Raw genomic sequence first — 16,552 nt, 5'->3', positions numbered from 1 at the left:
TCGGCCTCACCGGGGCGAGAATGGCGGCCATGTCACTCTCCCTGGCCCGCTGTGTGGAAGCGGTTGCCCGCCTGCTGGATGCCTGCGGCCCGCTGGAGCCGGTCCGGCTGTGCATGAGCGAGGCGGACGTGCAGGCGGAAGTGTGCGCGAGCGGGCCGGCCGCCTCGGCAAGCATGGCGCGGCTGGCAGCAGCGTGCGGCGAGGCGGCCGGCCTCCCGGCCCACCGTGACGGTGTGCTGACGGTGGACCTGGAGGAGGAGCTGGTCCTGGTGGCCGCCGTGGATGCACCGGTGCGCGGCGCCGTCCCAGGGGGACGGCTGACGTCGGCGGAGGCAGCGGCCGAACTGCTGCGGACACTGGTCCCGTGGACGGCCGCACTGGACCAGGAGCGGTTGCCGGGGGCGCAGTTGTGGGTGGAGGACGACGGCCGGGGTTTCACGGTCCGGCTGCTGGCGACAGCCGCGAGCAGTGACGACATGGAGGGGGTCGCCGCTGCCGCCGGCGCAGGGCTGGAGCGGATCCGGACCCGGCGCACCGACAGCGGACTGGACGGGCAGGGATGTCTCCCGTGCGGGCGGACCGTCCACCTCGGGGTCGTCCCCCTCTCCTGACCACCGGCGGCGGCTGATGTCCCCGTCCGGTGCGCGGTGCGCAGCGGACGGCGTCGGCTGAGGATCCGCTCCACCGGCTGGTCCGCGCTCTCCCGCGCGGGAGGAGCATGCCGAGGCCCCGGCCCATCGCCCGCATGAGGCGTGAGGAGCGGCGGTCCGGCGTGGGCGGCGGCCTGCTGCCCCCGAGGGTGGGAGAGCTGCACGAACTTCCGTTGTTGTGTATTAGCGTTTCAATATGTAAGGTTGTTCGTGTTGAGGGCGCTGCTTCCCTCCAACGCACATCGCTTGGAGCTGCACTGCCGCTCCCCCGTGCCCCCTTCCGGAGAACTCCCATGTCCGAAGCCGAAGTCGTCCGCACCGTCATAGCCCGGCTCGTCGCCGAGGCCGACGAGACCCAGACGCACCTCATCCACGAACTCGCCCGCCAGGCCGGCTACCTGTGGCGCTGCGGGAACCCGGCCTGCCCCGCCTACAACGACCGGGGCTGGCGCTACTGCCAGGGCTGCGGCTGGGGCCACAAGGGCAAGCCGGTCGGCGACGTCCACCCCTCCATGTACACCGAAGTCCGGTGGACCCGGCTGCGCCGAGCGCTCCTCAAGCACTACGCCCTCGACGCTCCGATGCCCGACGCCGTGGTCTTCGACTACTGGGGCGGGCCCGGCTGGCGCGGCGCCGAGGTCACCGAGATGTACGGCGGCATGACCGAAGAGATCACCGACGGCTTCCGCGACCGGGCCCGCTTCGAGGACATCGCCGCTGCGCTCGACTCCCTCACCAAGTGGTCGGAGCCGAGCTATGGCGAACACATCCGCGTCGTCCTGACCCCTTGAACCCCGCCGCCCGCCGGGGTCCGGCGAGCAACCGCTGGGCCCTGGGGCCGCAGAGAGCGAACCCGCCGTGTCCACTCTGCTGATCGGCTGCTGGTCCAAGGACCGCGTCACCCTCAGTATCACCGCTTCCCACCAGGTCGCCGACGGGGACCAGGCCGCCATCGACGCCCTCACCCGGCCCGCGTTCGCCCAAGGCGCGAACTGGGCGTGCGAGTTCGACGTCGACGCACATCGTCGCGCCGTGCAGCGCGCGTACGAGGAGTTCGCCCGCGACGACGGCGCCTGGGTCGACGACACCGTCGAGCACTACGAGCCCGACGCCTACTGACCGTCCCACCACCGGGCGGCCCTGCACCTCGGGCCGCCCGGCCCCTCCCTCTCCCGCGCTTCCGCATCCGAAGGGCTCCCGCATGCTCGACCACACCGAATTCGAATGGGTCCCCGCCGACGCCACACCGGTCCTGCTCTACCCCGGCTTCACCTCCGACGACGCGCTCGTCGAGCCCGGCGAGATCACCGCCGCCGTCTACAACGGCAGCGACGGCATCGCCCTCCACGGCGCCCGCGACGAGGTGCTCGCCCTCCTCCTCCGGCTCGCCGACGCCGTCCGCAACGCTCCGCCCGTCCCGACCACGGAGGCGTGCATCGCAGCCTCGACCGACCCCTCCACCTGGGTGCCGGGACCACTCACCGAATCGCTGGCCCCGAGCACCAGGGCCTGGCCCCTGTGCGATTCCGAGACCCCCCAGCCCATCGCGGCCGACCCCCGCCTGGCCACCTGTTCCAACTGCGTCGACGCCTTCAACGAGCACGGGCCGCTGACCCCCCTCCGCCTCGTCCACTTCCTCCCCGACCAGCCCTGACCCACCCACCGCGAAGGCCGCTTCCGTGACCAACTCCAAGCCTGCGCGCCGACCGAAGCCCCTCCCCGAGATCGGCGCCACCTACGCCGAGCGCAGCGAGCTGTGGCGCCACCACATCCTCGGCGCACGCCAGGTTCATGTCTGGACCGTCACCAGCCACATCGACGGCCGCGTCGCCTTCAACGGCCACACCGAGCCGACGTTCTCCGCCTACTGGATCGGCAAGCACCTGATGCGCTGCGAACCCGACGGCTCCCCCACCGACCCCGCGTACGTGGAGCGCCAACGTGCCCGCCTCCAGGACATGGAGAGGCAGCACGCCGCCCTTCCCCCGCTCGACCAGGTCATCAGCGAACTGATCGCCGAGAAGCTCCGGCCCTCCTGACCACACCCCGTTCCGGTGCCGGGCCCCGCAGGGGCCCGGCACCCCGACCTGAGGCACCCATGAACACTCCGCATGACGCAGCCGGCTCTCTCTACGAAGCCCTCCTCGCCGAAGCCCAGCAGTGGGCGTGCGACGACGCCGAGGACCAGAAGGTGCTCGACGCGATCGACTACGCGCCCACCCCGCACGACAAGCTCGCGCTGCTGCAGAACTCCAACCTCGTCCCCTCCCACCTGTCCTCGGCCATCGCCGACGCCCTCCTCGCACTCGACCCCGCCACCTACTCCCCCACGCCGACACCCCCGGGAACCCCCATGCCAGACCCCGAACTCCACCGCGTCCGCGACGCCTCGATCACCGTGGTCGACGCCTCCCCCAAGGACAACACCCCCAGCGACGTCTACGAGATCCAGGTCTTCGGCGTCAGCATCCTCATCCGCCGGCGCGCCCAGTGGGGCCCCGACACCGACGTCCCCTACATCCACATCGAGGACCAGCGCGACGAGGCTGGCCTGCTGCTCGTCAAGGTGAACAACAGCGGCGAACACGAGCACCGCCCCGGCGCCGAGGAGACCGCAGCATGACCCCCGACCGCGCCTACGCCACCGCCCGCCAGCTGATCGACCCCGACGCCGACTACACCGTCCACGTCCGCACCGACACCGGCTGGACCCAGCCCGCCGACCCCGACCACCGGGAACTGCCCGGCCTGGACGTCCTCCTTGCCGCCCGCCGACTCCTGCGTGCCCAGCCCCCGGGCCGCGTCAGCAGTACCCATCCCGACACTCTGGACATGCACTCCGGCGACGGCCGGTTCTGGCTGCGCTTCGTCGCCACCCCCGCCGAGGAAAACCCGGGTCAGGCCGAGCCGACCACCAACGGCCGGGCGCCGGACGGGCTGTGGCGGCTGCTCGGCCTCTCCGGATCCTCACTCGTGCCGGTCGCCCGCGGCGATCTCACGGACTCCGACCTGGTGACACTGGCCCGCGCCTGCCTCACCCTCAAACAGGCCCACCCGCTTCCCCAGCAGGGCGTGACGCCCGAAGTGGCGCTGCTGCTGGAGCGCCTCGCGACCAGCATGGACGCCCTCGACAACGGCCTTCCCGGCGCCCCGGACATCGACGAAGTCTTCTGCCGCACAGAGCTGCTCATCCTCGCCGAGGCGGCACTCTCCCTGTACCGGACCCACGCAGACCCCGACAACCTCCTCGGCCGCCCCGAGGTTCTCCTCCTGGCTCACCTCGCCTACGACGACACCCCGCCCTGACCTACCTCCCCGCACCATGAGAGCCCGGTCCGCGCTGAGCAGCGCGGACCGGGCTCTGCCTCTCGGATCACCGATTGAAGGTCCCGGCCTGAGGCACTGACGAGCTTCTCCTGCCGCCCAGCCGCTTCGAGTCGGTCGCGTACCTGCGCCGCCCCGCCGCCGGCCGCTCCCCCGCCACTTGCGGCACACAACTCGTGTGCCGTCGCATGCCGTCACGCCGCACCGGCCTCGGCGGCCTCTTCGCCGCGCGGACCCGTACGTGCCCCTGGGGCCGGGGCATGCCCCGGCAGGGCCGGTTCAGTCCCGGCGTGGGATCCAGCCCGGGGCGGGGTCGCCCGGCGCGGTGAGGACGTGGGCGAGGTTGTCGGCGGTGGTGTACGGGACGCGGGGGTCGGTGACGAACGCGGCGGGCTCCACAGCGCGGGTCACCATCAACGGCAGCACCTGCCAAGGCTGTTCGGAAGCGGCCCGGCAGGCCCCCGCGGCTTGTGCGGGGAAGGCGGCGATGGTGGCCGTCTTGGCCAGGAGCTTGTCGCGGTAGCGGGTCGTGAAGCGCTGGATGTGCTGGAGGACGGCGTGCGGTGCCACGGCGGGTACCGGGTTCTTCGCCTCGATCACCCACAGCCTCCCGCGGTCCGGGTCGGCGATGAGCAGGTCGACTTCGCCGGTCAGGCCGGGGATGCCGAGAGAGGCGGCGGTCTTCTCCAGCAGGCGGAAGCGGTGGGGCAGACCTGCCCGCTGGGCGATCTCCTTGAGGTCGCTCTCCAGGAGCTCGTCGAGCTGCTGACGGTGGCGGAGCAGGGCCTTCCCGACAGGATCGGGGACATCGGGACGGGGCAGTCGTCCTTCGTCGATGTAGCCGGCGTAGAGCTCCTGGGCGGCGTGGACGAGCCAGGGAAGGACGAGCAGCCGGTCCCCGGCGGTGATCAGGGGGTGGGTCATGGGGCGGGTGCGCCGCTCGACCTCGGTGTAGGGATGCGCTCCGACGGAGGCCGCGTTGCCCGGGTGCAGGGTCAGCCGCTCGGTGGCGGCGATCAGCTCCTCGTCGGGCAGGTTCGACCAGGCGGCGGCTTCGCGTAGGAGGTCTTCGGCCGTGACGGCGGTGGTGCCTTGCGGGCCGGTGGGCCAGTCGGCGGCGGTGGCCAGCACGGCGCCCAGGGCGGCCAGGCCGCAGTTCCAGTGCTGGCGCAGCAGCTGGTCGGCCTGGGCGAGGTGGCTGCGGGGTGGCAGGTCCGCCTGGGTGTACTCGGTCGCCGTGCGGATGCCTGGGCCGGCCAGGACGGTGGCGGCGTCGAGCGGTTCGGGATCGGCGGTCGCGGCCCGGGTGATGCGGTGCTGCTGGCGGGCGCTTTGGTAGGCGTGGGCGTCGTAGCCGAGGTGGGCGGCGAGTTCGGCGTCCGTGCCCTGGATGTCGGCCGAGTCGGGGTCGGGGGTGTCGGGGTCGGGGGTGTCGGTGAGGGTGAAGACGCCGGTGGGGTGGATCTGCAGGTGGAGGTCGTGCAGGCGTCGGGCGGCGGCGACTGCGGTGGTGCCGCAGTGTCGTACGAGCTCGGCCAGGGCGACGAGCTCGGCGACCGCGATCGTGTCGACGGGCTTTTCGCCGGCGGGCGGGGTGGCGATCGCCTGCTGGAGCAGGAGTTGCAGTGCGGAGGTCGCGTTGGCGCCGTCGCTCTGGCGCCGGCCTGCCTCCTCGATCCAGTTCTCCGCCCACGGCGCCGTCAGGTTCGCGGCGGCCTCGGCGTCGCCGCGCGTGCGGCTGGACCAGGCGGCGTTCAGGTGGCGGGCCAACTCGTCGACCAGGTCGGGCCGGTGCGCGCGGATCTCCTCGGCGAGCATCTCCTCCAGCGCGTGGAGCAGTTGCTCGGCGGGACCGCCCCGGGCGTAAGCCTGCGGGCCGCTCCATGTGCTGGCCGGGATCCGGGCTCGGCGGACGGCCGCGGCCGCGGTGCGCAGGGCGCGGGCGTGCAGGTGGGGCGAGCGCGGCAGGGTGTAGGCGGGGGCGGTGGCGGGCCAGGAGTTGGTGGCGCCGCTCAGGCGCAGGACCGGGTGGGCTGTGTCCCATTCCGCCAGGTAGGTCTCCCGGTCGGTGCCGGGGCCGGCGCCGCGGGCCTGGCGGATCTGGTCGAGCAGGTGGTGCAGCACCTGGCCGACGATGTGGTGTCCCTGGCGGCCGTCGCCGGTGAACGCGGCCAGCAGCGGAGGGTCGATGTCCACGCCGATGCGGGCGCGGTCCGGATCTGCGCCGACGTGCAGCAGCAACCGCTCCCCCGCTTCCGGGTCGCCGTCGGGTTCGGCGTCCACGCCGGCGGTCGCCGGGGGCTGGTGGGGCTCGGCGGTTGCGGTCAGCTCGATGACGATGGGGGCGCCGTCGGGGAGCGTGGCGTGGTCGGCGACCGTGGGACAGGTGACCAGGGTGGTGCGCAGGGCGTCCGCGAGTCCGGTCATCGTGCCTGGGTCGAGGAACGTGTCCGGGCCGGGGCGGACGGTGGCGAGGACCACGAGCGGTGGGAGCGTGGAGACGTGCGCGATCATCTGGCCCGTTGAGGTGGGGTAGACGAGGTCGGCTTGCTCGCCCACGGGGTCCGGGTCGGGCTTGTCCAGGCGGGCGAAGCGCCAGTGGAGGGCTTCGGGCAGTTCAGCGGCGGCCAGCACCTCGTCGGTGGCCGCCCACGCCGCGGCCCGGTCCCAGGACACGTCGTGCACGGCCGGCGAGACGGCGGCGACCTCGTCGCGGTACGGGCCCGGCGGCAGCAGCGTCGTCTCGCGCCGCCACGCGGTCCACGCGTCCAGCACGTCGCGGTAGAAGACGCCGTGCACGCCGGGGTGTTCGGTGAGTTCCAGGATGAACAGGGCCAGTACGGCCAGGTCACCTTCTGCGTCGGCGAGGATCTCGGCGAGTTCCTCGGTGTGCAGGTAGACGGTGTCCTCGATGAGCTCCGGGCCCAGGAACCGCGGTCCGCCGTAGACGACCAGGCGGCCCCGCCCGGTCGCCAACTCGCCCAGGACGGATCGGGCTTCCTCGATCCGGGCCGACAAGGCGCTCTCGGCCAGCGCGCTGACGATCGCGATGTCATAGCGGTCGGCGGGTGCGGACAGCACGCACACCCGGCCGGGACGGGCCGGGACTTCTTCCATGCCCAGCAGCTGCGCGGTCCGGGAGACGACGAGGTCCTGCAACCTCTCCTCGGCGGCCTCCACCGCCGAGGCGGGAAGAGCGCCCAGCAGGCGGCCGGCAGCCGGGGCGAGGGCATCGGTCGCGGCGCAGGCCGGCACCACTACCCGCCTGCCATGCGCGGTGACCGCGAGGACCGGCCCGAGCAACGGCGCCTGCGGGTGGTAGCGCAGCGGAAGGCCCTCGATCGCTTCGGTCAGCCAATCCAGCGCCCGCGCGGCGTCCGCCGGCTGCCCGCACGCGGCGGTGACCGCGTCCAGGTCCGCGCCGGCCAGCAGACGGGCGGCGCCGACCTCGTCCTCGGCGAGGGCGCACACGACCTGCGGGTCCTCGTCCAGCGCGCCAGCCGCCCACGCCGGGGACACCGCGATGAGGGTGTGGTCGCTCAGGCGCAGCGCGAGCTCCAGAACATTGCTCAGGCCGAACCCGACCGCTGCGCGCGCCGGTTCATCGACAGCCAGCGCGGTCAGCTGCAAGCTGCGCAGGACCAGGAGGGGGTGCGCGAGCTGGCCGGGATGGACCAGCAGCCGCTCCCCCGCCCGGGTGGCGAACCGGACCCTGCCCCGTACGTCACTGGGAACCCGGTCGGTCACCACACCGCGCCCGGGCGCCGCCCGCCCGGCGGCCTCAACCAGCCCCGGCAGATCCGCGGCTGCCGCAGCAGCACCGGTACGCGCGGGAGTTCGCAGAGTGCGGGTCCACAGCAGCAGGAGGTGGTCGTGAACACGGGAACAGCCCGGAGACGCCAGCGCGGCCTGGAGTAGCACCGTAATCGAATCGGTGGAGAAGGGGGCCAGCGCCCCGTCGATGGTCTTCCACTGCACCCGCCGCTGCTGAGCGGCGGTGAGCGGGCTGCGTGCCATGGTGCGTTCCGTCCGTACGTCCCCGGTGATGCGAGGGCTCAGCCTGACAGGCAACACGGCGCCTGCGCCCCGGTTTCGGCGTATTGATCAACAGGACGCGGTGGCCGTGGACTTCTCGCCCGGTGGGGTGTGGCGGCTATCTACAATGCTGACGGAGGGATGTCGGCCTCCCGCTGTTACCCGCGTGTGCGGGGATGCGCCCGCCTCGCTGCGGCCTCGGCTTCCCTTCTTCGCTGGCACGATCTCGGCCGGCGCGCCGAGGAAGCGGAGCGGCTCGTACGGGAGACCGTTCAGGTGCCCACCCTGTTGGCCGACCAGGCCGAGGCCATCGCTGTTACTGCACACGGTGAAGTGCAGGAGCTGCTGGCGTTCGCGCCCCGCAGCAAGGTTCTGGGTTACACCTACCGGACGGAAGCCGGGTACGGCTGGGTCACGGCGTACGGCACCCACACCCCCTACGCGGAGACCTCCCATGACGATGCCGAGCAGCTCATCCCCCTGTCCCTGGTCGACGACCGCAAGGACGGCCGCGACGGAGCGGGGCCGGCCCGAGCGCTTCAGGTGGACTCTGGCCGTACGACGAAGACGGTGTACGTCTCGGTTGGACCTACACGGTGCCGGGCCGGTACTTCGACCGTGGGCAAATGACGTACGGCTGCATCGTCGAGAACGGGCGCACCGGGCAACTGGTGAACAGTCGAGACGATGCCCGTGCCGAGCTCGCCGAGGCATGGGCGACAGACCGAGTGGCCGCTTTGGCGTGAGGTCTGGAACTCAGCTAGGCGTGCAATGACTCGATGCCCCGAGCATCTCTGTCCCGTAGGCAGGTGAATGAAGCCGGGCAACGGTGCCGCAGGGAAGGAAGCTGGGTTCGATCCTGTTGGGGAACTCTTCAGCCACTGAGTCGTTCACTTATTCACACACTTCCACGCACGCACACACGCATACGGCCTCACTGGCGCGTAGACCTGCGTTTTTACTGCCAGCGCGCCCCAAACTCCCTCACCTCGAGAAGCAGGCACTGCAGTCGGGAAGAGGAAGCGCAAGAAGATCACCATCCCCCAAGGAGCCGAGATTCACTAATTCACACACTTCCACGCACGCACACGTGCACGCGGCCGTGATCGCGCCCACTCTTCCTCTCCATCTTGCGCTCTCTCGTGTTTTCGCACTAACTTCCCCGCTTCCATGTACGCGCGCTTCATCTCGCTCGACCGTCTTTGCTTACGTTCGCCACCTCGTTCTTGCTTCGCCTCTCACGTCTTTGCGCCGCCCCATACGCACTACGGCCTCTACTTTCAGTCGTGCGTCGCTTCCTGCAACTACGCTTGCAACCGCTCGTTCATCCATCCGTCCGGCCGTCTCTTCGGACGCTCTTTCTTTGCCTCTCTCGTCCATTTTGCTGTACGCACACTCGGACGCTCTCTCGGTCGGCTTCACTACAGCTCTACGGCTCATACACCCTTTCGGGCGTACTTACTTTGCTGCGCGCTTGCTTCCGATCTTGCGCACGTCCCTCGCTGCTTACGCTTTTGCGTTCAGCCCTCACCGCCTACTTCAATCCGCACCCCCCTTCCAACCCCCTGCCGTCCGTGTTCACGTCGACTCGCGCGCGCTTGCGGCCGTACTGCGACAAAGCGCCCCCCACAGTCAGAAGTGCTGGCGCACTCTCGCAGCCGCCTTCTCCTCTGCGGGCTTTCGTCAACTCCTCATTCCGGTATGGCGCACTAGCCGACGCGCGCCCGACCTCCGCCTGCCACGCGCCTTCACTGCGATGTGCAAGCGCACCCACCCTTAGACGCTCGTCCCGTCATTTGCAGTCACACCCAGGCGGCAACCACCACGGGCAGACGCAACCCCTACATCCGCTACCTCAAGCCCCGCGCAGGACAACGCTGACGAACTCACTCGCTGCCGCGCCTGAACACGCACGAGCGGCGTCCCCTGCACAACCATGTGCGCCCCCAGTCGCCCTGGCCCGGTCGACCCAGCGCACGCCGAGCCGCGCTTCCGGGCAGGCGTCCCATCGCACTGATGCCAGCTCACGCGAGCCCTAGCGCGGTCATGCTGTCCCGCGTTGATGCGGCCCGGCCTGCGGCCTCGCACCTCCACTTGACGCCCTAGGCCCACACGCGGAGACGCGGCGCCGGCAGTCGAGGCAACCAAGCCTGGCTACATATCGCACAAAACGCGCTATAACGCGTCACTGGGAAGGGAGTTCGGGACTGACAGATTCGATGCCTCAGTCGAACGAGCACCGTCGACACGCTGTCTGACCCGGTACTGCAAGGGATGCGACCCCCCGACTGTTAATCTTGCGACCGTCATAGTGAATCTGACAGTCCCAAACCCCCAACAGACGTCGACAGTGCCCCAGGACAGCGAGCAACCAGGGCGAGGTAGGGGAGAGGGAGGAAGGCACCCATGAAGGTCATCATCCTCGCCAGCCAAAAGGGTGGAGTGGGTAAAACCACGACAACCGCGAATATCGGTGCAAGTCTCGCCAGCGGTGGAGCTCGCGTCGGCATGATCGACCTCGAACTCCAGGGCCAGCTCGGCGTCTCCCTTGGCGCGTTCGCCCGCAAGCCGCAGGACATCGGCAGCGCGCTGATCGACTACATCGACGCCCTCGACTCCGACGACCTCGGAGCGATGCCGCCACTGCACAGCCGCATGGTCGACCGAAGCGTCCTCCTCAAGGAGTTCGAGAAGCCTGGGACCCTGAGCGTCATCGGGTCGGTCATGAACGTCACCGACCGTGCCCGAACCGAGGTAGCGAAGCGCGGCTGGGAGGCCATCTCCAGTCTTAGAGAGCTGCTCGTGACGGTGGAGGACGAGTTCGACTTCATCCTCGTCGACACCCCACCCTCCGCGGACGCTCTGTCCTCGGTAGCTCTTGCCGCCGGCGACTTCGTCATCGCCGTGTGCAACCCGCGACTCGCGACCGCCGATGGAGCCCGCGTGGTACGGAACAACGTTGCGAAGGTCCCCGAGAGGACCGAGGGAAAGTGTCAGCCTGTCTTCCTCGGCACGGTGATCAATGAAGCACAGCCGCCTTCCAAGCGAACCGATGAGGCTGACGCTGTCGACACGTACCTCCAGAAGCACGAGCTCGCGCCCTTCAGCAAGCAGATCCGAACGAGCCCGCAAATCTCTGCTTCGTATGGAATCAGCCGACCCATCGTGATTGATGAGCCGAGCTATGCGGCAAGCGGCTGGTACGAGGACCTCACCGTCGAGATCCTCGCTCGCATGAAGGGCTCGACGACGTGAGCACCGTTCCTGATGACCAGGTGGAGGCACAGGAAGGCACAGGGAAGCGGCCGGCCGAGACTGGAGCGAGCCCGAAGCGGAGGAGAGGGAAATCTCGATCTTTCGATTTCTCCGCCATCGAGCACGTAGGCAACGATGCCACCGAGGGTGGCTTCCTTGGCGACGACGCAGCCGAATCTGAACGCCGTGGCAGCTCCGAGCCGTCCGCCTCGCTCCCGCCAGCACCCGAACCGCCGGCCCCCGCAGATGAGGAACCTGCTCGCGAACTGCGGGCTGTCAATATCGACGAACCTCCTGCGGGGGAGCAGGTGGCAGTAGAAGCCACCCGCACCTTGCCTCCAGTTGACGCCTCCAACGCGGTGTCCCTTCCCAATCAGGCTGCTGCGGCAGAGACGGAAGAGCCGCCAGGGGCGCAGCTGGCCGAACAGGAGCAGGGAACGGACCAGCCCATCGTCGAGGCGCCCGCGTCGGCCGCTCCAGAGGCGATCTCTACAGAAGAGGGCACTCGCCCCAGTCGGCCGGCCACACGGCAACGCCGCAATGACGGGCCAGGGTTTTCCGCTGCCTCGGCGGAGCCGACTCTAAGGCCGAGGCGAAAGAAGGCAGGCAGCCCAGGCCCCGTTCAAGCTACCGTCCTTCAGTCGTTCATCAAGCACCGTACTGAACGAAACTGGGTGACTTGGTCTGGCCGAATCGAGGGCGAGACCAAGGCCCGGCTTCTGGACAAGGCTGACGACGACGCAGCAAGCTCGAAGCGCAACCTCATGCCCGGCCACTATCTCGATGCGGCTCTGCGAAAGATCAGCGAGCTGAGCCCTGAGGAGCTCGCGTCGCTCGCCAACGAGTGGCTGATCGAGAGGTGGTCAGGCGAGCACCCGCCGGGCGTGAGCATTCAAGCCGGTGTTTCCCCGGACATGTCCGAGTTCCTCAAAGGACTCAAGCGCACGATGCGTGGCCAACGGGGTGCCGGGAGCGGAGGAATCATCCTCGACGTCGTCTCCGCAGCCGTCGACCGCTTCCTTGACGAGGTGGACGAGGAAGGCCCATTCCCCTCAGTCCGGTAGAGATCAGCGCGTAGTTGAAGGGCTCGGCCACATCGGCCGGGCCCTTCAACTACATGTTGATTCACATATTCACCCACTTTCACGCACGCACCCCAACACGCACCCATACGCACGACGTTGCGCGCATACCGCCGCAGGGGCCGCCCGACTCGCCCAAGGGCGGAACTTCGCACCGTGACACTGTCACGCTCACCGGCATCCCTCTCTGCTTCTGTCACTACCGCGACCATGACGGTTGATTGTGCTGATTTGCCCTGAGTTTCGGGCTTTTTGATGGACCATCAAGCCGCAGGAAAGTACGACGATGCGACACCCGGTGGTTCTGTCATTACCAAAATGCTGGCGATCACGGGGTAGGATGCCGCTAACGGAAAGTGAGGATGGATTGATGAGGACTGCCCCGGGCGGTTGGTCACTCAGAGCCCTGGCACAAGAGGCCCATGTTCTGCCCAAGGTGGCGCGAGACGCGGCTGACGAGGGCGTGATCGACGCCCACCACATCGTCGAGTCGGACATCGTTCTGGTCCGGCTCTACGGCGCGTTGAAGCGCCTTGTCTGGCCGGAAGAACGTCGGCCGGCCAACAAGGACCAGGGGCTACGGGTCTGGGAGTCAATAACGATCGAGACTGCGCGGGCTGCCCTGCCGGACGAAGTCCAACCAGACACGGGCCTGTTCGTACACCAAACCGGATGTGAACTGGCCACGGGCCCGGGGCCCTACTGCTCCGCCCTCTTCAAGCTCGCTTCGGAGCCCTTCTACTACGCGCCGCTGGGCCTCTGGTTCACGGAACTTCCATCGAAGCGGCCGACCAACGAGGTCGCCGGCTCTGCCCGCTAGCAGCGGCTTATGACTTGCACTCAGGGGACGCACGGACTACCCCCTGATGCAAATGGCCCGGGTGCACGACCCGGGCCAAATCTGTCGAGGAGGTTAGGCACTACTCAAATTCCAAACTCCACACCGTCACGTGATCGGCTCCTCTACCTCCCCAGGCAGCGCCGGTCCGCGATGGCCGTTGTTCTCCTACCTCCTCGACAGGAGCAGATCATAGCTACCCGTCCGAGGGCTGGCTCAGTCGTGCCCAACGCCGAAACAACGCGGCGCGCCCCGGCCCCACACTCGCCCGACAACCTCGCTGATGAGCGGCAGGCCAATGAGCCTCTTCTGCTATCTCCAGCGATGCGTACGGCTCTTGCCTCCGCAGTTCGGGAGCTGCTTCACGACTCCCGACTGGCTGGGCAAAGTCCGCTCGTCAAGCTGACCGCCGTGGTCCTGTTGGCGAAAGCTCCCTTGATGTCTGCCGTCGTAGATATGACGGCTCGTGACGTTGGTGGCTGGCTGGGATGCTCGGTCTCGCACGTTGGGCACACGTTGGTGCCGGATGCGAAGAAGTCGGGTTCCATCTTGTGCGCGCCGAAGCGGTCCGAGGAGGGGCGGACTGTCGCGCTGCGCTTTGAGCTTCTTCCGCTGCGGGAAGCGCGCGCTGCTGCTGGTGGGGCGCCGCTCGGGACGCTGACCAAGCGGGAGCTGGCAACACTGCTGCGGTTCTGCGAGGCCGTGACATGTCCGGGATGGACACCGAAGGACAAGCCCGCCACTTCGGCTGGGTTCATGGCGTCGCGGCGCGAAAGGGGCGCAGCGACGGACCGTCTGGCCATGGTGCTGCTGTGCCTGGAGGCCCGAGCCGACGGTCGGGTACGGATGGCCCCAGGTCGGGTAGCTCAGGGGATCAGGCGAGCCGATGTGACGGTGGCTCGCCTGATGGGTTGCGAGGTCGATGTCGCAGCAGCTGCGGTCGACCGCTTGGTGGCCGCCGGGGAACTCCAGTTGGAGGGGGAGGAGCGCGCTGATGGCGGTCGACTTCGGGTGCCAGCGGTCGCAGCCGCTCATGCGCGGCTGCGCAAGGTATCGCCAACGGAGTCTGCCAGCCGTTCTTCCGTGTTGGCGGATGAACCGGCGCAGGAGGGTGGACCGTGTCCACGGTGCGCAGGGACTGAATCTCCCGCGGACGAAATGGTGTTGGCCGGTGATGGGTGGGCTCAGGAGAGCCTGGAAGACCTCCTGTTGGCCGCCTCCGCCGCCTCCACTTGTGCATCCGGGGATCAGTCGGCCAAGGATTCGGTAAATGCCCAGGTCAGTACGGGTCCTCGCGAGCAAGCCGACCCGTCGGCTTCTGCAGACCTCCACGCTGGCCACGCACCGGTGGTTACTCATGGTGGTTCTGGTACTGCTTCATCTCGCTTTTCCGGCGAAGCCGCGTTGGGGTTCCCACCGTTGCCGGAGCGCGCGGATGGGCGCGAGATCGAATCCGGCGCGGGCAGGATCGGCGTGGTCGACGAGCCGGGTGTGCAGGGTGGCCCGCTTCGCGGGGAACAGCAGCCGGATCGAGCAGGGATCGGGCAGACGGCGCCCGGGCCGGTCGTCGCGAAGCCGGTCCGGTTGCGGTGGTCGTTGCCGCGGGGGCTGGAGCAGGTGCTGGACCCGGTGCGGCTGGAGTGGGCCCGGATCGGGCATGCCGGGGGGCGTACCCGGGTGCGGGTGGCGCTCAAGGCCGAGTTGCGGCGGCTGGCGGGGATCGTGGGTTCGGAGCAGGCGCCGGTGGTGCTGGCCGAGCGGCTGGAGCGGCGGCTTGCTGCTCAGCACGGTGAGCGGGTGCGCGAGCCGGTCGGCTGGCTGTTGTCGCGGGGTCTGCCGCAGCGGGCGGAGTGCTACGCGACGGCGTGCGACGACCAGGTTCGGATGGACACCGGTCTGGTGTGCCCGAGCTGCGAGCTCCTGATCGGGGACCGGCGCGCGCTGCGGCACCAGGTCGTCCAGGCCATGGCCGCCGAGCTGCCCCGCCTGGCGCCGGCCGAAGCCCGGGCGGAGGTCGAACGGCGGCTGAGCCGGGAGGTCGCCCTGCGGGCCGCGCGGGACGCCGTACGGCGCGAGCGCGCCGTGGCGGAGCGGGCGCGCCGCGAGGTGGTCTGGGCGCAGCAGCGCGAGGAACTCGAGGTAGCGAAGGCGGAGTTGGCGGCACAGGCGTGTGAGGAGTGCGGGGTCCCGGAGGCCGCTGGCCTGTGCCCGGTGTGCTCGTACAACCGCACGGTCCGTGCGGCTGTGGAGGAGGCGGCGCAGGTCGCAGCCGCCGTAAACGGGCCGGTGAAGGATCTGGGCGTGGTGGCGGGCCGGCTGGCTGCGTCCCGGGTTCGGCTGGAGGGCGAAGTCGACCGGGTGACGGGACGGTTGCGGCGAGAGGGGATGCCGGAGGCCGCGGTGGCCTGGGAGGCGCGGAACCTGGCCGAGGAGCTGCTGCGACAGGAGCGGGCCCGCGCGGTGGACGCTCTGCTGGAGTCGGCGGAGGCCCAGGCTGAGGCCGAACGGGTCTTCGGCATCGAGCGGGCGCGGCGCAGCGGTGAGCTGCAGGCCCGTGCGGTGTCCGAGCAGGCCCGGCAGCGCTGCGCGGAGCTCCTTCTCGCCCAGCGGCTCGGGCAGGTCAGGGCTGTGGATCGGCCGTCGGCTTCCGAGGAGGTCGTCGGTTGGCGGCAGCGGATGGTCGAGCTGGCGGCGCGTCCGCTCGACGACGAGATCCGCGTGCCGCGGCCGGCGGCGGGCGAGTGCCGGGAGGCGGTGAGCGCGGCGTGATCGGGGGAGTGGAGTTGGCCCTGCGGTGCGCTGAGCGGGGGTGGTGGGTGCATCCGCTGCTGCCGGGGTCGAAGCGTCCGGCGGGCAACTGCCGTCGGTGCCGGCCGCCGTCGACCGGGGCGCGCCCGGCGTGCGGATTCCCCGATGCGGACGGGTGTGCGTGCCGGGAGGCCGGGCGGTACTGCCACGGGGTGCGTGCGGCGACGCGGGAGCGGGAGCTGATCCACCGCTGGTGGCGCGGCCAAGACTTCGGCGTCGGCGTGGCCACGGGGCCGTCCGGCCTGGTGGTGCTCGACCTCGACGACCATGACCGTCCGCCGCCGGATCAGGCGCTGTTGCTGCCGGGCGTCGACTTGACGCAGCACCCGGACACGGAGCTGGACCGGGTGCGGACTGGGATGGACGTGCTGGACCTGCTGTGCCGGGTACGGCGGGCGGCCAGCTTGCTGGAGGCCCCGGCGACGCTGACCGTGCAGACCCCGAGCGTTATCAACGGGGCCTGAGCTCTTCTCTTCTATGTCTTCTACGAGCGTCACTGTGAGCGTTCTGCGTCGTTGATGCATTGCTATCAGCGGGAGTTCTTCAACGAGACGGAACAG

General features: G+C 69.6%; 14 protein-coding genes. 13 read left to right on the top strand and 1 reads right to left on the bottom strand.

The annotated features are described in order from the left end of the window. Positions 1–29: 29 nt before the first annotated feature. The 7 genes from OG293_RS41410 to OG293_RS41380 all read left to right on the top strand — a co-directional run bounded on the left by OG293_RS41410 (position 30) and on the right by OG293_RS41380 (position 3,956). Positions 30–611, top strand: coding sequence for a hypothetical protein (locus OG293_RS41410; protein ID WP_406003929.1), 582 nt, complete (start codon positions 30–32; stop codon positions 609–611). Between the two features lie 332 nt (positions 612–943). Then, on the top strand, positions 944–1,441 hold the full coding sequence (locus OG293_RS41405; protein WP_331752476.1) for a hypothetical protein: 498 nt from the start codon (positions 944–946) through the stop codon (positions 1,439–1,441). Between the two features lie 67 nt (positions 1,442–1,508). Beyond that, the gene (locus OG293_RS41400) at positions 1,509–1,769 is read left to right on the top strand and encodes a hypothetical protein (protein WP_329448987.1); all 261 of its coding nucleotides are present in this window, start codon (positions 1,509–1,511) and stop codon (positions 1,767–1,769) included. Between the two features lie 82 nt (positions 1,770–1,851). Then, positions 1,852–2,304, top strand: a complete 453-nt coding sequence (locus OG293_RS41395) for a hypothetical protein (protein ID WP_329449234.1) — start codon at positions 1,852–1,854, stop codon at positions 2,302–2,304. Between the two features lie 25 nt (positions 2,305–2,329). Beyond that, positions 2,330–2,689 (top strand): hypothetical protein, encoded by a 360-nt coding sequence (locus OG293_RS41390; RefSeq protein ID WP_331752472.1) that lies wholly within the window; start codon positions 2,330–2,332, stop codon positions 2,687–2,689. A gap of 59 nt (positions 2,690–2,748) precedes the next feature. Beyond that, a complete protein-coding gene (locus OG293_RS41385) occupies positions 2,749–3,273 on the top strand; it encodes a hypothetical protein (RefSeq protein ID WP_212728846.1) in 525 nt (174 codons plus the stop codon). Then, the gene (locus OG293_RS41380) at positions 3,270–3,956 is read left to right on the top strand and encodes a hypothetical protein (protein ID WP_329448991.1); all 687 of its coding nucleotides are present in this window, start codon (positions 3,270–3,272) and stop codon (positions 3,954–3,956) included. Before OG293_RS41385 ends, OG293_RS41380 begins: the two co-directional genes overlap by 4 nt. Positions 3,957–4,253: 297 nt before the next feature. Here OG293_RS41380 and OG293_RS41375 read toward each other — a convergent pair whose 3' ends face one another. Continuing rightward, positions 4,254–7,991, bottom strand: coding sequence for a hypothetical protein (locus OG293_RS41375; RefSeq protein ID WP_331752468.1), 3,738 nt, complete (start codon positions 7,989–7,991; stop codon positions 4,254–4,256). A gap of 159 nt (positions 7,992–8,150) precedes the next feature. Here OG293_RS41375 and OG293_RS41370 point away from each other — a divergent pair, with 159 nt between their 5' ends. The 6 genes from OG293_RS41370 (at position 8,151) to OG293_RS41345 (ending at position 16,456) form a co-directional block, all read left to right on the top strand. Beyond that, positions 8,151–8,639, top strand: coding sequence for a hypothetical protein (locus OG293_RS41370; protein WP_406003928.1), 489 nt, complete (start codon positions 8,151–8,153; stop codon positions 8,637–8,639). A gap of 1,776 nt (positions 8,640–10,415) precedes the next feature. After that, positions 10,416–11,264, top strand: coding sequence for a ParA family protein (locus tag OG293_RS41365; protein ID WP_079088861.1), 849 nt, complete (start codon positions 10,416–10,418; stop codon positions 11,262–11,264). Continuing rightward, complete coding sequence (locus OG293_RS41360; protein WP_406003927.1) at positions 11,261–12,328, top strand: hypothetical protein; 1,068 nt, start codon at positions 11,261–11,263, stop codon at positions 12,326–12,328. Before OG293_RS41365 ends, OG293_RS41360 begins: the two co-directional genes overlap by 4 nt. Before the next feature lie 388 nt (positions 12,329–12,716). After that, on the top strand, positions 12,717–13,166 hold the full coding sequence (locus OG293_RS41355) for a hypothetical protein (protein WP_060880027.1): 450 nt from the start codon (positions 12,717–12,719) through the stop codon (positions 13,164–13,166). Between the two features lie 1,437 nt (positions 13,167–14,603). After that, positions 14,604–15,953, top strand: a complete 1,350-nt coding sequence (locus OG293_RS41350; RefSeq protein ID WP_331752462.1) for a hypothetical protein — start codon at positions 14,604–14,606, stop codon at positions 15,951–15,953. Beyond that, entirely contained in the window at positions 15,926–16,456 is a 531-nt protein-coding gene (locus tag OG293_RS41345) for a bifunctional DNA primase/polymerase (protein ID WP_331752460.1), read from the top strand. The genes OG293_RS41350 and OG293_RS41345 overlap by 28 nt, the downstream gene beginning before the upstream one ends. The last annotated feature ends 96 nt before the right edge of the window (positions 16,457–16,552 follow it).

The organism is Streptomyces sp. NBC_00829, from assembly GCF_045161795.1.
Lineage (GTDB): Bacteria > Actinomycetota > Actinomycetes > Streptomycetales > Streptomycetaceae > Streptomyces.
The sequence above is the reverse complement of the archived record's forward strand: the minus strand, read 5'-3'. Positions and strand labels throughout refer to the sequence as shown.

Coding starts and splice junctions, on each gene's coding strand:
- OG293_RS41410 (WP_406003929.1), top strand. CDS start 30: ATGTCACTCTCCCTGGCCCGCTGTGTGGAAGCGGTTGCCCGCCTGCTG.
- OG293_RS41405 (WP_331752476.1), top strand. CDS start 944: ATGTCCGAAGCCGAAGTCGTCCGCACCGTCATAGCCCGGCTCGTCGCC.
- OG293_RS41395 (WP_329449234.1), top strand. CDS start 1,852: ATGCTCGACCACACCGAATTCGAATGGGTCCCCGCCGACGCCACACCG.
- OG293_RS41385 (WP_212728846.1), top strand. CDS start 2,749: ATGAACACTCCGCATGACGCAGCCGGCTCTCTCTACGAAGCCCTCCTC.
- OG293_RS41380 (WP_329448991.1), top strand. CDS start 3,270: ATGACCCCCGACCGCGCCTACGCCACCGCCCGCCAGCTGATCGACCCC.
- OG293_RS41375 (WP_331752468.1), bottom strand. CDS start 7,991: ATGGCACGCAGCCCGCTCACCGCCGCTCAGCAGCGGCGGGTGCAGTGG.
- OG293_RS41370 (WP_406003928.1), top strand. CDS start 8,151: ATGTCGGCCTCCCGCTGTTACCCGCGTGTGCGGGGATGCGCCCGCCTC.
- OG293_RS41365 (WP_079088861.1), top strand. CDS start 10,416: ATGAAGGTCATCATCCTCGCCAGCCAAAAGGGTGGAGTGGGTAAAACC.
- OG293_RS41355 (WP_060880027.1), top strand. CDS start 12,717: ATGAGGACTGCCCCGGGCGGTTGGTCACTCAGAGCCCTGGCACAAGAG.